The organism is Pseudomonas sp. ADAK2 (assembly GCF_012935755.1).
Lineage (GTDB): Bacteria > Pseudomonadota > Gammaproteobacteria > Pseudomonadales > Pseudomonadaceae > Aquipseudomonas.
This window is the reverse complement of record NZ_CP052862.1, coordinates 2,964,141-2,982,202: the sequence shown is the minus strand read 5'-3', so window position 1 is coordinate 2,982,202 and position 18,062 is coordinate 2,964,141. Positions and strand designations below refer to the sequence as shown.

The window sequence follows — 18,062 nt, the reverse complement described above, 5'->3', positions numbered from 1 at the left end:
GATGATCGTTCCCACGCTCCGCGTGGGAATGCCTCACCGGACGCTCTGCGTCCGCTCTCGGGACGCGGAGCGTCCCTGGCTGCATTCCCACGCGGAGCGAGGGAACGATCGCCATCTTAAGGCTTAAGCTTCTAGGCCAAGGATGTCGCGAGCTACCGCTTCCGCAATCCGAATCCCATCGACACCCGCCGACAAAATCCCTCCTGCATAACCCGCGCCTTCACCCGCCGGGAACAGGCCCTTCACATTCAAGCTCTGCATCGACTCGTTACGGGTAATCCGCAGCGGCGACGAGGTGCGCGTCTCGATCCCGGTCAACACCGCGTCGTGCAGCGAGTAGCCCCGAATCTGCTTCTCGAACGCCGGCAAGGCTTCACGAATCGCTTCGATGGCAAACGCCGGCAAGGCCAAGGCCAAATCACCAAAGGAAACACCCGGCTTATAGGACGGTTCGACGCTGCCCACTTCGGTGGACGGCTTGCCGGCGATAAAGTCGCCGACCAGTTGCGCCGGTGCTTCGTAGTTGCTGCCGCCGAGCACAAAGGCGTGGGATTCCAGGCGTTCCTGCAACTCGATACCGGCCAGCGGTCCGCCCGGGTAATCGACTTCCGGGGTAATGCCGACGACGATCCCGGAGTTGGCGTTGCGCTCGTTACGCGAGTACTGGCTCATGCCGTTGGTGACCACGCGACCCGGCTCGGAGGTCGCCGCCACCACGGTGCCGCCCGGGCACATGCAGAAGCTGTAGACCGAACGGCCGTTCTTGGCGTGGTGCACCAGTTTGTAGTCGGCGGCGCCGAGTTTCGGGTGGCCGGCGTATTTGCCCAGGCGCGCGCGGTCGATCAGCGACTGCGGATGTTCGATACGGAACCCCACCGAAAACGGCTTGGCTTCCATGAACACGCCACGGCCGTGGAGCATGCGGAAGGTGTCGCGGGCGCTGTGGCCGAGGGCCAGGATCACGTGTTTGGAATGGATCTGCTCGCCGCCATTCAACTCGACGCCGACCAGTTGGCCGTCCTCGATCAACACGTCGGTAACCCGCTGCTGGAAGCGCACTTCGCCGCCCAGCGCACGAATCTGCTCGCGCATGTTCTCGACGACGCCAGTCAGGCGAAACGTACCGATGTGCGGTTTGCTGACGTAGAGGATTTCTTCCGGCGCGCCGGCCTTCACGAACTCATGCAAGACCTTGCGGCCGATGAATTTCGGGTCCTTGATCTGGCTGTAGAGCTTGCCGTCGGAGAACGTCCCCGCGCCGCCTTCACCGAACTGCACGTTGGATTCGGGGTTGAGCACGCTTTTGCGCCACAGGCCCCAGGTGTCCTTGGTGCGCTGGCGCACTTCGGTACCGCGTTCGAGGATGATCGGCTTGAAGCCCATTTGCGCCAGCAGCAGCCCGGCGAAGATCCCGCACGGGCCGAAACCGACGACGATCGGGCGCTGGGCCAGATCGGCCGGCGCCTGGCCGACCACTTTGTAGCTGACATCCGGCGCCACGTTGACGTTACGGTCATCGGCGAACGTGTGCAGCAACGCCGCCTCATCCTTGGCGGTGAGGTCGATGGTGTAGATGAAGCACAGTTCGGAGGATTTTTTGCGCGCATCGTAGCTGCGCTTGAACAAGGTGAAGTCGAGCAGGTCATCACTGGCGATGCCCAGGCGCTGCACGATGGCAGGGCGCAGGTCTTCTTCGGGATGGTCGATCGGCAACTTGAGTTCGGTGATTCGTAACATGACGGGATCCGTTTCGCGGGGCGCACAACTGCGCCAAGGCGTTTGAAGGCGGCGATTATAAGCCCCAAACGCCGGTCCCGTGAGGCAAAAACGATCAGTCGTTACGTGAGCCGCCGAAATACCCGCAGCCGCGCTGCACCTGGCCGTCGATCCGCAGTTCGGCGCTCATGTGCTGGATGCTGCCGGTGCTGCTGTCGACGCAACGATTGGGCGCGACCCACAGTTCGATGTGCTTGCCGTTGGCTTCGCTGCTGAGGTTGAAACGACCGTCGCCCAGTTGCTCTTCAACATAGGGCACCGCCAATGGCGGCTCGCCGGCACGATCAATCGCCATGCCTTTGCCGCTGACCTTGACGTTCCACTCAGGCCCGTGGCCGGCAGCGCGCAGGATCAGCAGTTTGAAATTGGGATCGTCGCACGCCGTGCCCGAGCGCTCGACGCGGTACAACTGCGCAAGATCGAGGCGGCTGCCATCGATGCGGCCACGCACGTCGGCGAACAACTTGCCCTGGTCATCGGCCAGGCTCGCGGCCTCTTGCAGGACGCTGGTGCCGCCCGTGTCGTTGACCTCCAGGCTGCGCTGTTCATTGCACGGCTGGAACATCAGCTTGCCGTCCGCCGCGGTCAATTGGCCCTGCATGCGGGTCTGGCCGACATGGGAGGCGCTCTGCCGCGGGCCATCGAACAACTGGCACGCGGCAAACAACGGAAGCAGGGCAACGAGGACGAGGGAACGGGCAACACGCATCTTTGGTTCTCCAGACAAGTGCCGCCACGTTACGCAGCCTGACCGTTCATCACAACCCCGCCGATGTGCCAATCGCATCGGGCTTAACCGACGTGAAAGGTCTGACCGGTCTGCAAGCCTTCCACGCTTTTGGCGTAGGCCAACGCCACATCCGCCGCAGGAACCGGCTTGTAGCCACGGAAGTACGGCGCATAGCTGCCCATGGCTTCCAGCAGCACAGTCGGGCTGATCGAGTTCACCCGCAGACCACGAGGCAGTTCGATAGCGGCGGCACGCACAAAGCTGTCCAGTGCGCCGTTGACCAGCGCAGCCGAGGCACCGCTGCGAATCGGGTCGTGGCTTAGCACGCCGGTGGTGAAGGTGAACGAGGCGCCGTCGTTGGCGAATTCGCGGCCGATCAGCAGCAGGTTGACCTGGCCCATCAGCTTGTCTTTCAGGCCCAGGGCAAAGCTGTCGGCGGTCATTTCGTCCAGCGGGGCGAAGGTCACGTTACCGGCGGCGCACACCAGCGCATCGAACTTGCCGGTTTGTTCGAACAGCTTGCGGATCGACGCGCTGTCGCTGATATCCACATTGAAATCGCCGCTGTTACGGCCAATACGGATGACTTCGTGACGTTGCGACAGCTCTTTGTCGACCGCCGAACCAATGGTGCCGCCTGCGCCTATCAAAAGAATCTTCATCGTGCCGTGCCTCGAATGAGTAGAAAGAGAGCTCAGTCTAGAGTGGATTTTCCTAGTGATAAGCGTGCTAATAGGCAACCTTTGGTTTTCTAATGGAAACAATCCGTGAGCGAAATGGATGACCTGGCAGCGTTCGCCGTGTTGATCGAAGCCGGGAGTTTTACCCTCGCGGCCCAGCAATTGGGCTGCAGCAAGGGCCAGCTGTCCAAGCGCATCAGCCTGCTCGAGACGCGGTTTTCCGTGGTCCTGCTGCAACGCACCACTCGCCGCCTGAGTTTGACGGCCGCGGGCGCGGCGCTGTTGCCGCAAGCCCAGGCACTTGTAGTCCAAGTGGAGAGGGCGCGTCAGGCATTGGCGCGATTGAAGGACGACATGGCCGGCCCTGTGCGTATGACGGTGCCGGTGTCGCTGGGGGAAACCTTCTTCGACGGCTTGCTTCTGGAGTTTTCCGGCAAGTACCCCGAGGTGCAGATCGAACTGGACCTGAGCAACAGCTACCGCGATTTGTCCCGCGACGGTTTTGACCTGGCGGTGCGCTCCGAAGTCGGCAATGACGAACGCCTGGTGGCCCGACCGTTGCTGGCCTGGCATGAAATGACCTGCGCCAGCCCGGCCTACCTTGAGCAATATGGCGAACCGACGACGCCACAGGCGCTGACCGAACACCGTTGCCTGCTCAACAGCCATTACAGCGGCCGCGAAGAATGGCTCTATCACCAGCAACACGAGTTGTTGCGGGTGCGTGTCTCGGGGCCGTTCGCCAGCAACCATTACAGCCTGCTGAAGAAAGCCGCACTGGCCGGCGCCGGTATTGCGCGATTGCCGTCGTACCTGCTGCAAGCGGAATTGGCTGACGGCCGATTGCGCTGGCTCCTGCGGGATTATCAGACGCGTCGTATGCCGATGTACCTGGTGCATCCGTATCAGGGCGGATTGCCCAAGCGTACGCAAGTGCTGGCGGACTACCTGGTCGGCTGGTTCAAACGCAGTGGCGAGGCCCTCGACCGACTCCAGCGCTAACGCCCTCACCACCTTGAAATACAAAATCCCCCGTAGGGACGCATTGCCAAGTTGGGTATTGGAGGGCGATCAGTTGTGTTAACAGTGGGGGCTTACGCAACTGCGGTCCTTCAATAAACCGTTCCTCGCGTCTTTCGAACGCGCTTACGCAAATCATGGTGTCTTGGCAGTGAAGAACAAGTTTGCAGATTTTTTCATCGGCAGAAACTTTTCACTGTTGTGGCTGGGGCAAGCCCTGTCTTCCTTTGGCGAATTTGTTTTCGAAAGCACTGTGATTGTCTGGCTGGTCACCGACCTGTTTCGCGACAGTGCGTTTTTACCGAGTGCCGTCGGCCTGGCGGTGGCGGCGTCGGCCGTTCCCCGGGTGCTGGTGGCGCCGCTGGCGGGGGCTTGGGTCGATCGCATGACCCCGCTCTATGTCATGCTCGCGGCGGACGGGATCAGGGTGATCAACTTCCTGATGTTCATCGTGGTCTACGCGCTGTTCGACCTCGATCAGAGGCAGGTGTTCTCGGGCGTGCTGGTCTTGTTGTTGCTGAACAGTGTCGCCGCGCAGTTTTTCAACCCGTCCCGCCAGGCCATCATGCAAATGGTCATCCCGCCGGCCCGTCGAGTCGAAGCCTCCGCCAAGGCGATGTTTTCCCTGACCGGAATCTCGGTCATTTCAGCTTCCTTGGGCCCGACGTTGTTTGTGGTGGTCGGACCGTTGTGGGCACTGCTGATCAATGTGTTGGCCTTCGCCGGTTCGGCGCTGTGCATCGCGTCCACCCGAGGGCTGCGCAACAAGGCAGTGCCGGAGCGTGAGCGGCCTTTATTTTGGGCCGGGTTGTGGGCCGGTCTGAGGTTCTCATGGGGCCACACGTCCATTCGAACCTTGTTGATTGGCGTGGCGTTGTACGGCTTTTCGCTGGGGGTCAATAACGTCGCGTTGTCGTTGTATGCCTTTAAAACATTGGGCCTGAGCGCTTATGAATATGGCCTGATCCTGGCGGCATTTCCCGTCGGCGGATTGATAGCGGCGTTGTTGGTACAGCCGTTGTTGAGGTCGTTGAGCCATCGCCAGGCGTTTACCGTTTCGCTCCTGTGCATGGGCTTGAGTTACATGGGTTACTCGCTTAGTCCACCGTTCTACCTGGCATGGGCGCTCATGTTCAGTTGCGGGTTGTTCTTTTCGGTATTTGCCATTGTCCAGGGGCCGATGCTGCAGGATGCGGTGCCGGCGGGTTATATGGGACGTGTGTCCGCGACCTTGACACCAGTGTTGGCGATTGCATCGCTGACCGGGACGCTGGCTTGCTCCCAGACGCTCAATGTTGCGCAAAAGCTGGAAGGGCATCTCGACGTTCGACTGGATGTCTACGGGGGGTACATCTTTGTGGCGGCGGGTTTGCTGCTGTTGGGAGGAGGGCTGATGTTGATGGGGCAGCGAGCCACCAAACGCCAAATGGCAACGTTTGGAATAAATAAACGTTACTAATCGTGAATAGTTATAACAAACTGATATTTCTGACAGTAGTCAGTCATTGCGCTGGCTACTACCTTTGGACTTGAGTGAGAGTTAGATCAGGAGTAACCCTTCATGCAGCCAGGGATCTGCTGCTTCGTGCACTAATGAGACGCTCTTGTGAAGTGTTAAAAAACGATGTCAATCGGGTGATGTATTTGGCGGTGAGCCAGACTGTACAAATGATCAGGGAGAGACAAGATGGAAAGCGTAGAAGAACGTGTCATAAAAATAATTGCTGCCCAATTGAAAATAAAAGACAAGGCTCGTATTAAAAGAGATGCTGATTTTTACGAACTAGGGGCAAACTCCATTGATATAACTGATATTGCCAACGCATTGGAGGCCGAATTTGGAATGAGCATTTCGGAAACGGAATCCGTTGTAACATGGACCGTCCAGCGAGCGATAGACTATGCAGCCGTCCACAAAAAGGAATAAGCACTGATTGATAGTAGCTGTCCGTCAGTGAGCGCAACTCCCTCAGTGCAGCGAACATTCGTCGTAATCCAGCGCCCACCTGTAATTTCTGACAGTTTTAAATGGGCGGCCAAGGGTGTTCTATAGTCATCGGTACGGCCCATCTCCCAGGCCTCTTTGCCAAGGACGGTATCGCATGACGGACGATCAATCACACGCGATTGTGATGTTGCAGTGGGTTTTAAAGCTTTCATCCTTTGCCCTGGCCTGCACGTTGCCCTTGGTGTTCTGTACGGTTGCCGCCCAGCCGTTGCTTGATCCGCTGGATACGCTTAAACGCATCAACCACAACTACAACACCCTTAAGGACGTGTGCCAGGAGCCCGATACCGGTGCCGCGCGGGGTCTCTACTATTGCAGCGGCGTGACCTTGCGCATGGTCAACGACGGGCCTTTCAACCCTTGGGATTACAGCCCCTACGCGGTCAAGATCGGCGCGACTTCCTACTCCTGGATCCGCAAGGACCTGAGCACGCGGATCCTCATCCACCCGGCAGGTTTGATCCTGCGCAATCCCACCGATGCGGCGGCCCTGAATCTGCCGGTCAAGGAGCAGGGGTTCACCTGCATTTACGCTTTCGATGGCGGGACCGGGCCGGAGCGTAAGTGGTACGGCTGCGGCTTTTTCGACAGCCGCGAGCCGCCGCGAACAGCCCAAGGCGTGGTGAACAACCGCAATAGCGCGTTGGCCTACGGCACCTGCGCGGAAGCCGGGGTGAGCACCGCCGAGCAATGGACCCAGAAATATATCGGGCTGATGAAGGGACCGATCCAATACAGCCAGTGCTCCTGGAACGCGGAAAAACCCAGCGACTGGAACGCCATGATCCGGGTTCACGAGTCCCGGCCGAACACCACCAACAAAGACCCCTTCGCCTTCAGCGGCCAGGTCAACGAGTTCATGTTGAAGAATGCCTCGGCCACCAACGACGGCAGCGACAACATGAAATACATCGATGCCTTCATCTACAACGTCCACAGCACGCAGAACTTCGCCACTCGCGGTGACCAGGCGCCACCCAAACCGGAGAATGGCCTGAACAGCGCGCGCAATTTCCAGAAGAAACTCCAGGCCCAGGGCTACAGCGTGCCGATCCTGCGGCTGGACTTCACCCAGCCTGCGGAGCAGCGGTTCAGCTATGTCGCCGCTGACCAGGCGATCGACCTGACGGTGGTTGGCGGTGCCCAGCCGGTTGCACCTGCTGCACCCAGCTACATCGCTGCCGCCACCTGGATCAAGCGTTACGACCCCGGTACCCGCAAAGATGAATGGAGCTTGAGCATCGTGCCCACGGCGGCGGGGCGCGCCGTGCCCAACGAACAGGTCGGGGTGTTTTATGACCAGTTGTTCGCCCTCAAGGGGGCGGATGGCAACTGGCGAAACAACGAACATTCCGCCGGCAGCATGCGCCAGCAATTGAGCTGCGTGCTGGTCAATTACCGCAACAAGACGCCCTGGAATCTCGAACCTTTCAGGCCTGCGTTATCGGACAGCGACACGCGGGCCGCCGGTTGCAACCCGGTCCCGCGTTGACGGTGTGTTTTGGCTAATCAAGGAGATGCAAGCCATGAAAAAACGTCTGCACAGGATTGCTTCATTACTGATGTTTACGCCGCTCTTGCACACGGCATGGGCCCATGCCGAGTCATGCGAAGAGACGCTGAAGAAGGTTGAAACGTTGTACAGCAACACCGTTGACAGTTGCCGGCAGGATCCCGCGTCGGACTGTTCGGGGTTGTTGATCAGAGGCACGCACCGCGCCGATCCGGCCAAGGGGCAGCAGTGGGATGTCTGGAATCCAAGCCCGAAAGCCAAGGAACTGGGCACTTTTGCCGCGTCCTATATGCGGGCCGACGGCATCAGCTATGAAGACCCGGGCATGAGTACGCAAAACGGCTACATCATTACGCCGAGGGATCTGGTTCGCGATCCCGAGACGCCGGTGCACGTCTACTGTGCGTTTCCCAACGACGCCTGGACCGACTTTCGAGATGACCGGGGCTGTGGCAACAACAAGAACACGGCCCAGACCGAGGGCGTCTGCCAGGCGATGGCGCCGCCGATCCTGAGCCCGAATGCGTGGGTCGCGCACTTCACCAAGTTCAACAACAACGTTAAGCAAGACCAGTTGCAATGCGGCTTCAACATGCGCAATCCCATGAGCAGCAATGATCGGGTGGACGCCTTTCGCAATTTCATGGGGGCTCGGCGCGTCATCAATACCCGCGAGTTTCAAACCCAGACCGAACTGCGCCTGGGTAACCCCAAGGACGACGAACTGCCCATCCTGGCGTTTTTCTACAGCGATCAACGGGGTTTGATCGATGCTCTGGCCAATCAGCGCGACTATAAAAACAAGACTGGCAAGGATCGCAACATTATCAAGATCGACTTCCCCAGGACCCCGGTCAGCAAGGCCACCTTCTCCTGCGTGAAAACCACGCCGCCGCCCGCGCAACAGTTCTGTGACAAGTACATCGAATCAAGCAGATGGGTACAACGTCCCGATCCCAAACTGGGGCCGAACACCTGGTCGCTGTCGGTGGTGCCTACCGCCTGCGGCCGGGGGATCAAGGATGATCAGACCGACAGAATGTTTGCCGAGTTGTACAACAAGCATAAAGACGATGGGCAATGGCGGCAGCACAGCATCAATGGCGGGTCACTGCGCCGGCAGATGGTCTGTCACCTGGCGGCAACCGTTGACGGCAAGCCTGTCAGGAACAAACCCGAGTGGAACCTTGAACCGGCGCGGCCCTACGTCGACCAGGCCACGGCTGTAGCGCAACACTGCAATCCCTACTAACGGCTCGAAAGCCAATGCCAGTCAGTTCGTCTGACTGGCATTTTTTTCGAATGCAAGGCGCTCGACAGACCCCGCCCACAAGGGAATTGGCGAACATATTTGAGGGAAGTGTTTGGAATAAGCCTAGGGTTACTTATCGTGATTAGTTATCCGTACCTGTTATTTCTGCAAGTAGAAAACCGCCCAAACGACTAATACATTAAAAGTCAGGCGGATTACTGAGCAGAGCAAGATCATGAACAAAGTTGATTTGAATGATTATCTGGAAACCATGATCCATGTGAAATCGAAAACCATTGTTGAGCGGAGAATGCTGGATGGCAGCGCGGCCTTGGGCGAGTTGACGATGTATTACTGCCTTCGACGGATTTTGAACAACAAGGCAACCCTTCAAGACCTCGGTGTTCTGCATGCCGTGAATAACTTGATGCAGGTCGCCGGGTTCCTTGGTCCGAATGAGACGCTTGGCTTGAAAAATGATGATCAAGGAGCGAGAAAATGGAAAGTATAGAAGAACGTGTAAGAAAAGTAGTTTGTGAGTGTCTGGGCGTGAACGACAAGGATATGAAGAATTCCAATCGTTTTATTGAAGATCTAGGGGCGGACTCTTTGGATGCAGTTGAACTGGTCATGGCGTTGGAACAAGAGCTTGGTATGGCAATTCCGGATGATGTAGCTGAGAAAATTACGACCGTCCAGCATGTAATAGACTATGCAAAGTCCCATGTTCAGTCATAAATCACATTGTACAAACCAAAAAAACGGCCCGAAGGCCGTTTTTTTATTTACCACCAAACTTCAACCACCCAAATACGCTTCCCGCACTTTCGGATCAGTCAGCAGCGCCTCACCAGTCCCTTGCATCACCACCCGGCCGTTTTCCAACACGTACGCACGGTCAGCAATTTTCAGCGCCTGGTTGGCGTTCTGCTCCACCAGGAACACCGTCACACCGTCCTTGCGCAGTTGTTCGATGATGTCGAAGATCTGCTGGATGATGATTGGCGCCAAGCCGAGAGAAGGCTCGTCGAGCAGCAGCAGCTTGGGCTTGCTCATCAGCGCGCGGCCGATGGCGAGCATTTGCTGTTCGCCGCCGGACATGGTGCCGCCGCGTTGGGCAAAACGCTCTTTCAGGCGTGGGAAAAGTCCGAGAACCTTGTCCATCTGTTCCTGATAGTCGCCCTTGTCGGTGAAGAAGCCGCCCATGGCGAGGTTTTCTTCCACGGTCAGACGGGCAAACACCCGACGACCTTCCGGCACCACGGCAATGCTCTTGCGCATGATCTGCGCCGAGGTCTGCCCCACGAGTTCTTCACCCATGTATTTGATGCTGCCGCTGTGGGCCTGCGGCGAACCGCACAGCGTCATCAGCAGGGTGGATTTACCCGCGCCGTTGGCACCGATCAGGGTGACGATTTCGCCCTGGCGGATTTCCACGTTGACGCTGTGCAGGGCCTGGATCTTGCCGTAGAAGGTGGAAACGTTTTCGAATTGCAGCATTTACGCTTCCCCCAGGTAGGCTTTGATCACTTCAGGATTGTCGCGGATCTGTTCGGGCGAGCCATTGGCCAGGGGGGTGCCCTGGTTGATCACGACGATGTGGTCGGAAATGCTCATGACCAGTTTCATGTCGTGTTCGATCAGCAGCACGGTGACGTTGTGCTCCTCGCGGAGCATGCTGATCAGCGCCTTCAGGTCTTCGGTTTCCTTCGGGTTCAGGCCGGCGGCCGGTTCGTCGAGCATGAGGATCCGCGGACGGGTCATCATGCAGCGAGCGATTTCCAGGCGACGTTGCTGACCGTAGGCCAGGGTGCCGGCCGGACGGTTGGCGAAGGCCGTGAGGTTGACCTTGTCCAGCCAGTACTCGGCAAACTCCATGGCTTCGCGTTCGCTTTTGCGGAACGAAGGGGTCTTGAACAGACCGGCCAGGAAGTTGGTGTTCAGGTGACGGTGCTGGGCGATCAAGAGGTTCTCGACCGCGGTCATGTCCTTGAACAACCGCACGTTCTGGAAGGTCCGTACCACGCCTTTGAGGGCGATCTTGTGGCCGGGCAAACCTTGAATCGGCTCGCCGTCCAGCAGGATGCTGCCGCCGCTCGGTTTGTAGAAGCCGGTCAGGCAGTTGAACACGGTGGTCTTGCCGGCGCCGTTCGGGCCGATCAACGCAACCACCTGTTTTTCGTGCACGGTCAGGGCCACGCCGTTGACCGCCAGCAAGCCGCCGAAGCGCATGCTCAAGTTGTCTACTTTAAGGATCTCGCGGCTCATTTGCGCAGCTCCATGTGAGGACGTTGCATGGGCAGCAGGCCTTGAGGACGCCAGATCATCATCAGCACCATCAAGGCGCCGAACATCAACATGCGGTATTCACTGAATTCACGCATCATTTCCGGCAACAGGATCATCACCACGGCCGCGAGGATCACGCCCAGTTGCGAGCCCATGCCACCCAATACGACGATGGCGAGGATGATCGCCGACTCGATGAAGGTGAAGGATTCCGGGGTCACCAGGCCTTGGCGGGCAGCGAAGAAGCTGCCGGCAAAACCGGCGAAACTGGCACCCAGGGTGAAGGCCGAGAGCTTGATCACCGTAGGGTTGAGACCCAGTGCACGGCAGGCGATTTCGTCTTCGCGCAACGCTTCCCATGCGCGACCGATCGGCATGCGCAGCAGGCGGTTGATCACAAACAGCGCACCCAGGGCCAGCAACAACGCAACCAGGTAGAGGAAAATCACCTTGTTGATCGAGTTGTATGGCAGGCCGAAGTACTCGTGGAAGGTCTGCATCCCTTCGGCCGCTTTACGCTCGAAGGTCAGGCCGAAGAACGTGGGCTTCTCGATGTTGCTGATGCCGTTCGGGCCACCGGTGAGGCTGGTCAGGTTACGCAGGAACAGACGGATGATCTCGCCGAAGCCCAGGGTCACGATCGCCAGGTAGTCACCGCGCAGGCGCAGTACCGGGAAACCGAGCAGGAAGCCGAAAGTGGCCGCCATCAGACCGGCAATCGGCAGGCAGATCCAGAAGCTCAGACCGTAGTAGTGCGACAGCAGCGCATAGCTGTAGGCACCGACGGCGTAGAAGCCGACGTAACCGAGGTCAAGCAGACCGGCCAGGCCGACCACGATGTTCAGGCCCAGGCCCAGCATCACGTAGATCAACACTAGCGTCGCGATATCCACCGCTCCGCGAGAGCCGAAGAACGGCCAGACCAGCGCGCCAGCGATCAACGCAATGATGATCCAGCGCTGGGTGGTCGGCAGGGTCAGGAAGTTGCTGGCCTTGGCCGGAATCAGCGGCATGTTCGGCGAGGAACGCCAGGCCGAGCTGATCTGCTGGTCGAACAGCACGCGCAGGAACATCAGCACCGAGCACACGGCGATGGTGATCAGGGTTGCATCGCTGGTGCCATGGACTTCGAGGTTGATGCCGACGATGGTCAGTTTCAGACCGAGTACCGGGTAGGCCACGGCCCACACCAGCAAGGCGCTGAACAACGCCTGTTTAAGATTCCTAGTCATACTTTCTCAACCTCCGGACGACCCAGCAGGCCGGTTGGCCGGAACAACAACACCAGAACCAGTAGACCGAACGCCACAACGTCCTTGTACTGGTCGCCGAAGATATCGGCACCGAAGGCTTCCGCTACGCCAAGCACCAGTCCGCCGAGCATGGCGCCGGGGATGCTGCCGATCCCGCCCAGTACCGCGGCGGTGAAGGCCTTGAGGCCGACGAGGAAACCGGCGTTCGGGTTGATCACGCCGTATTGCATGCTCAGCAGCACGGCCGCAATGGCCGCCAGCGCAGCACCGATGACGAAGGTCAGGGCGATGATGTTGTTGGTGTTGATACCCAGCAGGTTGGCCATCTTGATGTCTTCGGCACAGGCGCGGCAGGCGCGGCCCAGGCGAGAGCGGGAGATGAACAGCGTCAGGCCGAGCATGGCGACCAGGGTCACCACGAACACCACGATTTGCATGTAGGAAATCAGCACTTCATGTGCGCCACCTGGCCCGATGGAGAAGTTGCCGGGGATCAGGTTGGGGATGGATTTGTCCTTGGAGTCTTGCGCCAGCAGAACCGTGTTCTGCAGGAAGATCGACATGCCGATGGCGGAGATCAGCGGGATCAGACGGTTGCTGCCGCGCAAGGGGCGGTAGGCGATCCGTTCGATGCTGTAACCGTAGGCACTGGTCACGACGATGGTGGCGAGGAAAGCGGCGGTCATCAACAGTGGAACACTGTCGAGTCCCATCATGGACAGGCCCGCGATGGCGATGAACGCCACGTAGGAGCCGATCATGTACACCTCGCCATGGGCGAAGTTGATCATTCCAATGATGCCGTAAACCATCGTATAGCCGATGGCGATCAGGGCATACGTGCTGCCAATGGTCAGACCATTAACCAGCTGTTGGAAGAAGTGATAGATGTCAGGCATTACAGCGCTCCTAAAAACCTGATACGCATTTCACTGGTGGAGTCATTTTCCCGCTCGAGCCCCGTGGATCTGCATCCACTTCGAACGCGAGGTTTGCCAGCGAACCGCTGATGACGGTTTTGAGATTTTCAGGTGGGGAGACTGGCGGATCACGCCAGCGCGGCCCTATACGTTCGTAAAACAAAGCCCACGGCACGCCGTGGGCTTTATTGGCAGTCAGTCAGGCAACGCCTTACTGAGGCGAAACTTCAGTTTTAGGTTTGCCGAAGTGCCACTCGTAAACCACGAACTTGAAGTCTTTCAGGTCGCCCTTGGCGTCGAAGCTCAGGTCGCCGGTAGGGGTTTTGAAAGTGCCGGCGTGGATGGCTTCAGCCACTTTGGCCGAGTCTTCGCTCTTGGCAGCCTTGATACCGTCGGCAATCACGGTCACAGCCGAGTAGGCCGGGAACACGAACGGACCGCTCGGGTCTTCTTTCTTGGCTTTGAACGCGTCAGCCAGGGCGATGTTGGCCGGATCCTGGTCGAAGGATTTCGGCAGGGTCACCAGCAGGCCTTCGGAAGCGTCCTTGGCGATCTGCGAAATGGAGTCGTTACCCACGCCTTCCGGACCCATGAACTTGGCTTTCAGGCCTTTTTCCTGGGATTGACGCAGGATCAGACCCAGCTCCGGGTGGTAGCCGCCGTAGTAGACGAAGTCGACGTTGGCTTGCTTGAGCTTGGCGATGATCGAGGAGAAGTCCTTGTCGCCGGCGTTGATGCCTTCGAACACGGCAACCTTGGTGCCTTTCTTCTCGAGGGTCTGCTTAACGGCAGTCGCGATGCCTTCACCGTATTGCTGTTTGTCGTGCAGAACGGCAACGATTTTCGGTTTGACGTGATCAGCGATGTAGTTACCGGCGGCAGGGCCCTGGGCGCTGTCGAGACCGATGGTACGGAAGATCATTTTGTAACCGCGGGAAGTGATGTCCGGGCTGGTGGCAGCCGGAGTGATCATGATCACGCCTTCGTCTTCGTAAATGTCCGAAGCCGGTTGAGTGGAGCTGGAGCACAGGTGACCGACCACGAACTTGACGCCGTCGTTGACGACTTTGTTCGCTACAGCAACCGCTTGTTTCGGATCACAGGCATCGTCGTATTCAACGGCTTCGAGCTTCTTGCCGTCGACGCCGCCCTTGGCGTTGATCTGTTCAATGGCCATTTTGGCGCCGCTGAACTGCATGTCGCCGTATTGGGCTACCGGGCCGGTCTTGGGGCCGGCGATACCGATCTTGATGGTGTCAGCTGCGAACGAATGGCTGGCAACCCCGGCCAGAACCATAGCGGCAAACAGTTTGGAAATCTGCTTAGTAGCCTTAGTCATAGTGCTCCACTCTTACTGTTGTAGTTTTTATAGTCCTGGCGCCGTAGCAGCAGAACCGGGTCAGATATCTTGGATATCCTCCGGAAAATGCCCCCGGCAACTGTACCGGTACAGTGTAGAGCGCCGATTGTTAGCCTGGGAAGCTGGCGCCAGGGGGCAAAACCTGAGGGTGTCGCTTTTTTGAAAGAAAAATACAGAATTGCGGCGGGGGTTCAGGCTGTATTCACAGCAATCCTTGGCTTTCCTGCGCTTTTCATTCGATGACTCAATTGCTTCCGGGTTTTTCTGCCGGACCACCGACGTTATCATTCGCGTCGATTTCTTTTCCGGACAGGACCCATGACTCAAGAACCTAGCACCCTCTATGCCAAGCTGCTTGGTGAGACCGCATCTATTACCTGGAAGGAACTGGAACCGTTCTTTGCCAAGGGTGCCCTATTGTGGGTCGACCCCAGCCTGGATTTGATCGCCGCCGCCGAAGCCGTGGCCACGGATGAAGGCGAGAAAGTGGCTGCCTGGCTGGCCGCCGACACCCTCGCCAAGCTCTCTGAAACGCGGGCGCTGGATCTTTTCGAGCGCGATCCCGAGCTGTGGGCAGTGGTGGTTTCGCCGTGGATTCTGATCCAGGAAAGGGCGACGAGCTGACGGCTCGCATTAAAAGAGTGCGCAGCTCGGCGGGCTAAAAGTGTGTAGGCGAGTAGCGTGATGGCATGTTGCCGTAGAGAAAGGCCACAGGAGGGTCTTGGCGAGGGTGACGTAAACGTAACGGGAACAGTTTAGTGAGCAGCCTGACGGCTGCTTAATTGTTTCTGGATGTGATCGTTCCCACGGTCTGCGATCGTTCCCACGCTCCGCGTGGGAATGCAGCCCTGGACGCTCCGCGTCCCATCAGAAGCCGAACGCGGAGCGTCCGTGGAGGCATTCCCACGCAGAGCGTGGGAACGATCTGACCTCTGTAGGCACTGCCGAAGGCTGCGATCTTTTCGGGCATTCCCCGTTAAGCGGTTTTACCAGTGTGGTTATTAAGGGAAATAACCTTGGTCTTGCCAATCCGGTGACGGTAAATCTCGCGCAGGTACTTGATCGCTTTCTTCACGCAATCGCGCGACAAACGAATGTCGTTGATCGAGACAAACTTGTCTTTGTCGTTGATCAGCTCGCGGTATTTCTTCTCGTACATCGGCTTGATCGCGTACCAGTTGGTATCGAGGATCTTCGCCGGGTTCTCGAACTCGTTGAGCAAGTCGTCGATCAGGTCTTCGTCAAAGTCTTCATGGATGATGAAGTCGAGGATCGAGTTGTCCAGAGTCTCGTCGAAACGGTACGGGTTCTTCGCGAAGCAGCGCTTGATGAAGGCCACGATCAGGGTCAGGAAGTCGTCCGACAGACACGGGCTCTTGGCGATCAGGGTGGTCAGCGACAAGTTGGCCGAGGCGCCGATCACCAGCGCGTAACGCTTGAGCGTGGTGTTCGGAAACAGGCTGTTGAGGTGGGTCTTCAAGCGGTTGAGGTCCATGTAGGACAGCTTGTAGTCCTTGGGCAACGACACGATCGACACCACCGACGAGCAATTCTTGAAGAAGTGCAGGTCGTGCAACGCGGCCGCGTCATAACCGGAATTCTTGTACTGCTCCAGCGACGCGCGGTAGCGCTTGGACTCGATCGGCAACAGGCTGATGCCTTCGATGGCCTGGGTGACCTTGTTGAAGTGCGGAAGGTCAATGGAGCGGAAGAACAGGTCGTCGATGTTCAGGCGCTGCGGCTCTTTATCGAACACCTTGAATTTGTCGCTGCTCGGCGCTGGTGTTTCCGGCACCACGGACTCGGCGTAGGCAATCGCCACCGGGCCGGCCAGGCTCATGAACAGGTCGTTGGCGTCCAGGCGAATGGTTTCGCCGATGTCGATGCCGGCGCGACGGAAATAGTTCTGGTCGTAGTCAGTCGTGACCGCTTGCGCCGTCAGAATGTTGAAGATCTGCTGCGAGATGTATTGGTTGGCGTGCTTTTCCATCGCATTGACGTCGATGTTCTGGATGTTGCCGTCATCGCTCTCTTCGGCGTAACGCATGATGTCGTTGGAGATCAGCATCATCGCGTTCCATGGGCGAATACGCCCCATGACGCTGGCTTCGCTGCTGTCTTCATTGTCGAAGTTGTACGAAAAGTCCCATTCCTCCGACAGGTATTTGCACAGCAGGCGCCCGGCGTTGATGTGCAGCGCCTCGGACATTTCGCTGCGGTGGTCGGAAATGTTCGGCAGCACGCAAATGCCGCTGGTGAAGATCGGCTCGAAGACAAAGGCGTGGCCGCTTTTGCTGTCGTGCTCGTCCATCGGCTTGGTGTCGAACGTCTTGTTCATGTACGAGTGCTGCTGGGCCAGGCCGAATTCCGAGGCCATGCCCGAACCGGTACCGCCGCCGGCACTGAAGATCGAGAAATACAGGCGCGACTGGTTGGCCTTGATCCCGCAGCTGTCGATCAGGTACGAGTGAATCATCTTCCAATCAGGGCTGGAGAAACGCTGGGTGTCCTTGTTCAGGATGATCTTGGCCAGGTACTGGCCGAGGATCGGCGCGTTACCGGCGCCACCGGCGTGGACTTCCGACAAGTCCATGATTTTCATTTTGCTGTAGTCGCGCAGGAAGCCGCTTTTTTCGCCCTTGCGCGAGAAGCGGATGCGCCCGGCGATGTCCTTGTCCAGGTCGCCGAGCATCACCAATGGTTCGACCAGGAACACCGGTTTGGTGGCCTTGTTCGGCCCCAGGCGCAGGTTGTTACGAATCCACTGGGCCGGGCTGTAGCCTTTTTCGGCGTAGCGTTTGTCCGGCGACAGGCGATCTTCGTTGTTGAATTCGTTGAGGTAGAACTTGCGCGCGTTGTACACCAGTTCGGCGACGTCCAGCGCGATGTTCGAACCACAGCGGCCGAGGCCGATCAGGCACACCGAGGGGAATTCCTGCTCGCTGTGCTGTTCGCTGTCGCCTTCCAGATGCGGTGGGCGCGGGAACACCATGTCGCGCAGGCCGTCGAGGTTATCGAGGATGCGGTCGGTATTGGTTTCGGTGAAGTACAGGTACTGCTGGGTCGCCAGCGGGCGCGACGGGATCAATGGCTTCGACGCTGAAGGGCTGTTGGCCGCCGGGCTCAACGTCAGGTCGGATACCGCAGTGGCCGGGTTGTTTTTAGAGGTCATTGTGCGCCATGTACCTGGACTGGTTGGCTCGACGACAAGGCGTCATCGAACTTCACGGAAGGGGATCTCGCGTCTTTTTTGCGCGCGTA

The 18,062-nt window shown here is 58.4% G+C and carries 17 protein-coding genes; 8 read left to right on the top strand and 9 right to left on the bottom strand.

The window, feature by feature from the left end; all coding sequences use genetic code 11:
* Positions 1-123: 123 nt before the first annotated feature.
* The 3 genes from HKK52_RS13890 to HKK52_RS13880 form a co-directional block, all read right to left on the bottom strand.
* Positions 124-1,737 carry an NAD(P)/FAD-dependent oxidoreductase gene (locus HKK52_RS13890; RefSeq protein ID WP_169371298.1) on the bottom strand — a complete coding sequence of 538 codons (1,614 nt, stop codon included), beginning with the start codon at positions 1,735-1,737 and terminating at the stop codon, positions 124-126.
* A 94-nt stretch (positions 1,738-1,831) separates the two neighbouring features.
* The gene (locus HKK52_RS13885) at positions 1,832-2,485 is read right to left on the bottom strand and encodes a COG3650 family protein (RefSeq protein ID WP_169371297.1); all 654 of its coding nucleotides are present in this window, start codon (positions 2,483-2,485) and stop codon (positions 1,832-1,834) included.
* A gap of 83 nt (positions 2,486-2,568) precedes the next feature.
* The gene (locus HKK52_RS13880; protein ID WP_169371296.1) at positions 2,569-3,168 is read right to left on the bottom strand and encodes a short chain dehydrogenase; all 600 of its coding nucleotides are present in this window, start codon (positions 3,166-3,168) and stop codon (positions 2,569-2,571) included.
* 105 nt (positions 3,169-3,273) lie between these two features.
* Between HKK52_RS13880 and HKK52_RS13875 the strand changes: the two genes are divergently transcribed.
* The 7 genes from HKK52_RS13875 to acpP all read left to right on the top strand — a co-directional run bounded on the left by HKK52_RS13875 (position 3,274) and on the right by acpP (position 9,717).
* Entirely contained in the window at positions 3,274-4,188 is a 915-nt protein-coding gene (locus HKK52_RS13875) for a LysR family transcriptional regulator (protein ID WP_169371295.1), read from the top strand.
* Between the two features lie 169 nt (positions 4,189-4,357).
* Entirely contained in the window at positions 4,358-5,665 is a 1,308-nt protein-coding gene (locus HKK52_RS13870) for an MFS transporter (protein WP_169371294.1), read from the top strand.
* 228 nt (positions 5,666-5,893) lie between these two features.
* The gene (locus tag HKK52_RS13865) at positions 5,894-6,133 is read left to right on the top strand and encodes an acyl carrier protein (protein WP_169371293.1); all 240 of its coding nucleotides are present in this window, start codon (positions 5,894-5,896) and stop codon (positions 6,131-6,133) included.
* A 175-nt stretch (positions 6,134-6,308) separates the two neighbouring features.
* Positions 6,309-7,706 (top strand): DUF2599 domain-containing protein, encoded by a 1,398-nt coding sequence (locus HKK52_RS13860; protein ID WP_169371292.1) that lies wholly within the window; start codon positions 6,309-6,311, stop codon positions 7,704-7,706.
* Positions 7,707-7,740: 34 nt separating this feature from the next.
* Positions 7,741-8,979, top strand: coding sequence for a DUF2599 domain-containing protein (locus HKK52_RS13855; protein WP_169371291.1), 1,239 nt, complete (start codon positions 7,741-7,743; stop codon positions 8,977-8,979).
* 235 nt (positions 8,980-9,214) lie between these two features.
* On the top strand, positions 9,215-9,490 hold the full coding sequence (locus tag HKK52_RS13850) for a hypothetical protein (RefSeq protein WP_169371290.1): 276 nt from the start codon (positions 9,215-9,217) through the stop codon (positions 9,488-9,490).
* Positions 9,478-9,717, top strand: a complete 240-nt coding sequence (gene acpP / locus HKK52_RS13845) for an acyl carrier protein (RefSeq protein ID WP_169371289.1) — start codon at positions 9,478-9,480, stop codon at positions 9,715-9,717. The genes HKK52_RS13850 and acpP overlap by 13 nt, the downstream gene beginning before the upstream one ends.
* A 60-nt stretch (positions 9,718-9,777) precedes the next feature.
* Here acpP and HKK52_RS13840 read toward each other — a convergent pair whose 3' ends face one another.
* The 5 genes from HKK52_RS13840 to HKK52_RS13820 all read right to left on the bottom strand — a co-directional run bounded on the left by HKK52_RS13840 (position 9,778) and on the right by HKK52_RS13820 (position 14,780).
* A complete protein-coding gene (locus HKK52_RS13840) occupies positions 9,778-10,479 on the bottom strand; it encodes an ABC transporter ATP-binding protein (RefSeq protein ID WP_059407957.1) in 702 nt (233 codons plus the stop codon).
* Positions 10,480-11,247: a high-affinity branched-chain amino acid ABC transporter ATP-binding protein LivG gene (livG, locus tag HKK52_RS13835; RefSeq protein ID WP_169371288.1), complete on the bottom strand. Its 768-nt coding sequence runs from the start codon at positions 11,245-11,247 to the stop codon at positions 10,480-10,482.
* A complete protein-coding gene (locus HKK52_RS13830) occupies positions 11,244-12,500 on the bottom strand; it encodes a high-affinity branched-chain amino acid ABC transporter permease LivM (RefSeq protein ID WP_169371287.1) in 1,257 nt (418 codons plus the stop codon). The genes livG and HKK52_RS13830 overlap by 4 nt, the downstream gene beginning before the upstream one ends.
* The gene (gene livH / locus HKK52_RS13825; RefSeq protein WP_169371286.1) at positions 12,497-13,420 is read right to left on the bottom strand and encodes a high-affinity branched-chain amino acid ABC transporter permease LivH; all 924 of its coding nucleotides are present in this window, start codon (positions 13,418-13,420) and stop codon (positions 12,497-12,499) included. The genes HKK52_RS13830 and livH overlap by 4 nt, the downstream gene beginning before the upstream one ends.
* A gap of 232 nt (positions 13,421-13,652) precedes the next feature.
* Positions 13,653-14,780 (bottom strand): branched-chain amino acid ABC transporter substrate-binding protein, encoded by a 1,128-nt coding sequence (locus HKK52_RS13820; protein ID WP_169371285.1) that lies wholly within the window; start codon positions 14,778-14,780, stop codon positions 13,653-13,655.
* A gap of 339 nt (positions 14,781-15,119) precedes the next feature.
* Between HKK52_RS13820 and HKK52_RS13815 the strand changes: the two genes are divergently transcribed.
* Positions 15,120-15,425 carry a DUF2288 domain-containing protein gene (locus HKK52_RS13815; protein WP_133837346.1) on the top strand — a complete coding sequence of 102 codons (306 nt, stop codon included), beginning with the start codon at positions 15,120-15,122 and terminating at the stop codon, positions 15,423-15,425.
* 352 nt (positions 15,426-15,777) lie between these two features.
* Here HKK52_RS13815 and HKK52_RS13810 read toward each other — a convergent pair whose 3' ends face one another.
* Positions 15,778-17,973, bottom strand: a complete 2,196-nt coding sequence (locus tag HKK52_RS13810; protein ID WP_169371284.1) for a hypothetical protein — start codon at positions 17,971-17,973, stop codon at positions 15,778-15,780.
* Between the last annotated feature and the right edge of the window lie 89 nt (positions 17,974-18,062).

Coding starts and splice junctions, on each gene's coding strand:
- HKK52_RS13890 (WP_169371298.1), bottom strand. CDS start 1,737: ATGTTACGAATCACCGAACTCAAGTTGCCGATCGACCATCCCGAAGAA.
- HKK52_RS13885 (WP_169371297.1), bottom strand. CDS start 2,485: ATGCGTGTTGCCCGTTCCCTCGTCCTCGTTGCCCTGCTTCCGTTGTTT.
- HKK52_RS13880 (WP_169371296.1), bottom strand. CDS start 3,168: ATGAAGATTCTTTTGATAGGCGCAGGCGGCACCATTGGTTCGGCGGTC.
- HKK52_RS13865 (WP_169371293.1), top strand. CDS start 5,894: ATGGAAAGCGTAGAAGAACGTGTCATAAAAATAATTGCTGCCCAATTG.
- HKK52_RS13860 (WP_169371292.1), top strand. CDS start 6,309: ATGACGGACGATCAATCACACGCGATTGTGATGTTGCAGTGGGTTTTA.
- HKK52_RS13855 (WP_169371291.1), top strand. CDS start 7,741: ATGAAAAAACGTCTGCACAGGATTGCTTCATTACTGATGTTTACGCCG.
- HKK52_RS13850 (WP_169371290.1), top strand. CDS start 9,215: ATGAACAAAGTTGATTTGAATGATTATCTGGAAACCATGATCCATGTG.
- acpP (WP_169371289.1), top strand. CDS start 9,478: ATGGAAAGTATAGAAGAACGTGTAAGAAAAGTAGTTTGTGAGTGTCTG.
- HKK52_RS13840 (WP_059407957.1), bottom strand. CDS start 10,479: ATGCTGCAATTCGAAAACGTTTCCACCTTCTACGGCAAGATCCAGGCC.
- livG (WP_169371288.1), bottom strand. CDS start 11,247: ATGAGCCGCGAGATCCTTAAAGTAGACAACTTGAGCATGCGCTTCGGC.
- HKK52_RS13830 (WP_169371287.1), bottom strand. CDS start 12,500: ATGACTAGGAATCTTAAACAGGCGTTGTTCAGCGCCTTGCTGGTGTGG.
- livH (WP_169371286.1), bottom strand. CDS start 13,420: ATGCCTGACATCTATCACTTCTTCCAACAGCTGGTTAATGGTCTGACC.
- HKK52_RS13820 (WP_169371285.1), bottom strand. CDS start 14,780: ATGACTAAGGCTACTAAGCAGATTTCCAAACTGTTTGCCGCTATGGTT.
- HKK52_RS13815 (WP_133837346.1), top strand. CDS start 15,120: ATGACTCAAGAACCTAGCACCCTCTATGCCAAGCTGCTTGGTGAGACC.
- HKK52_RS13810 (WP_169371284.1), bottom strand. CDS start 17,973: ATGACCTCTAAAAACAACCCGGCCACTGCGGTATCCGACCTGACGTTG.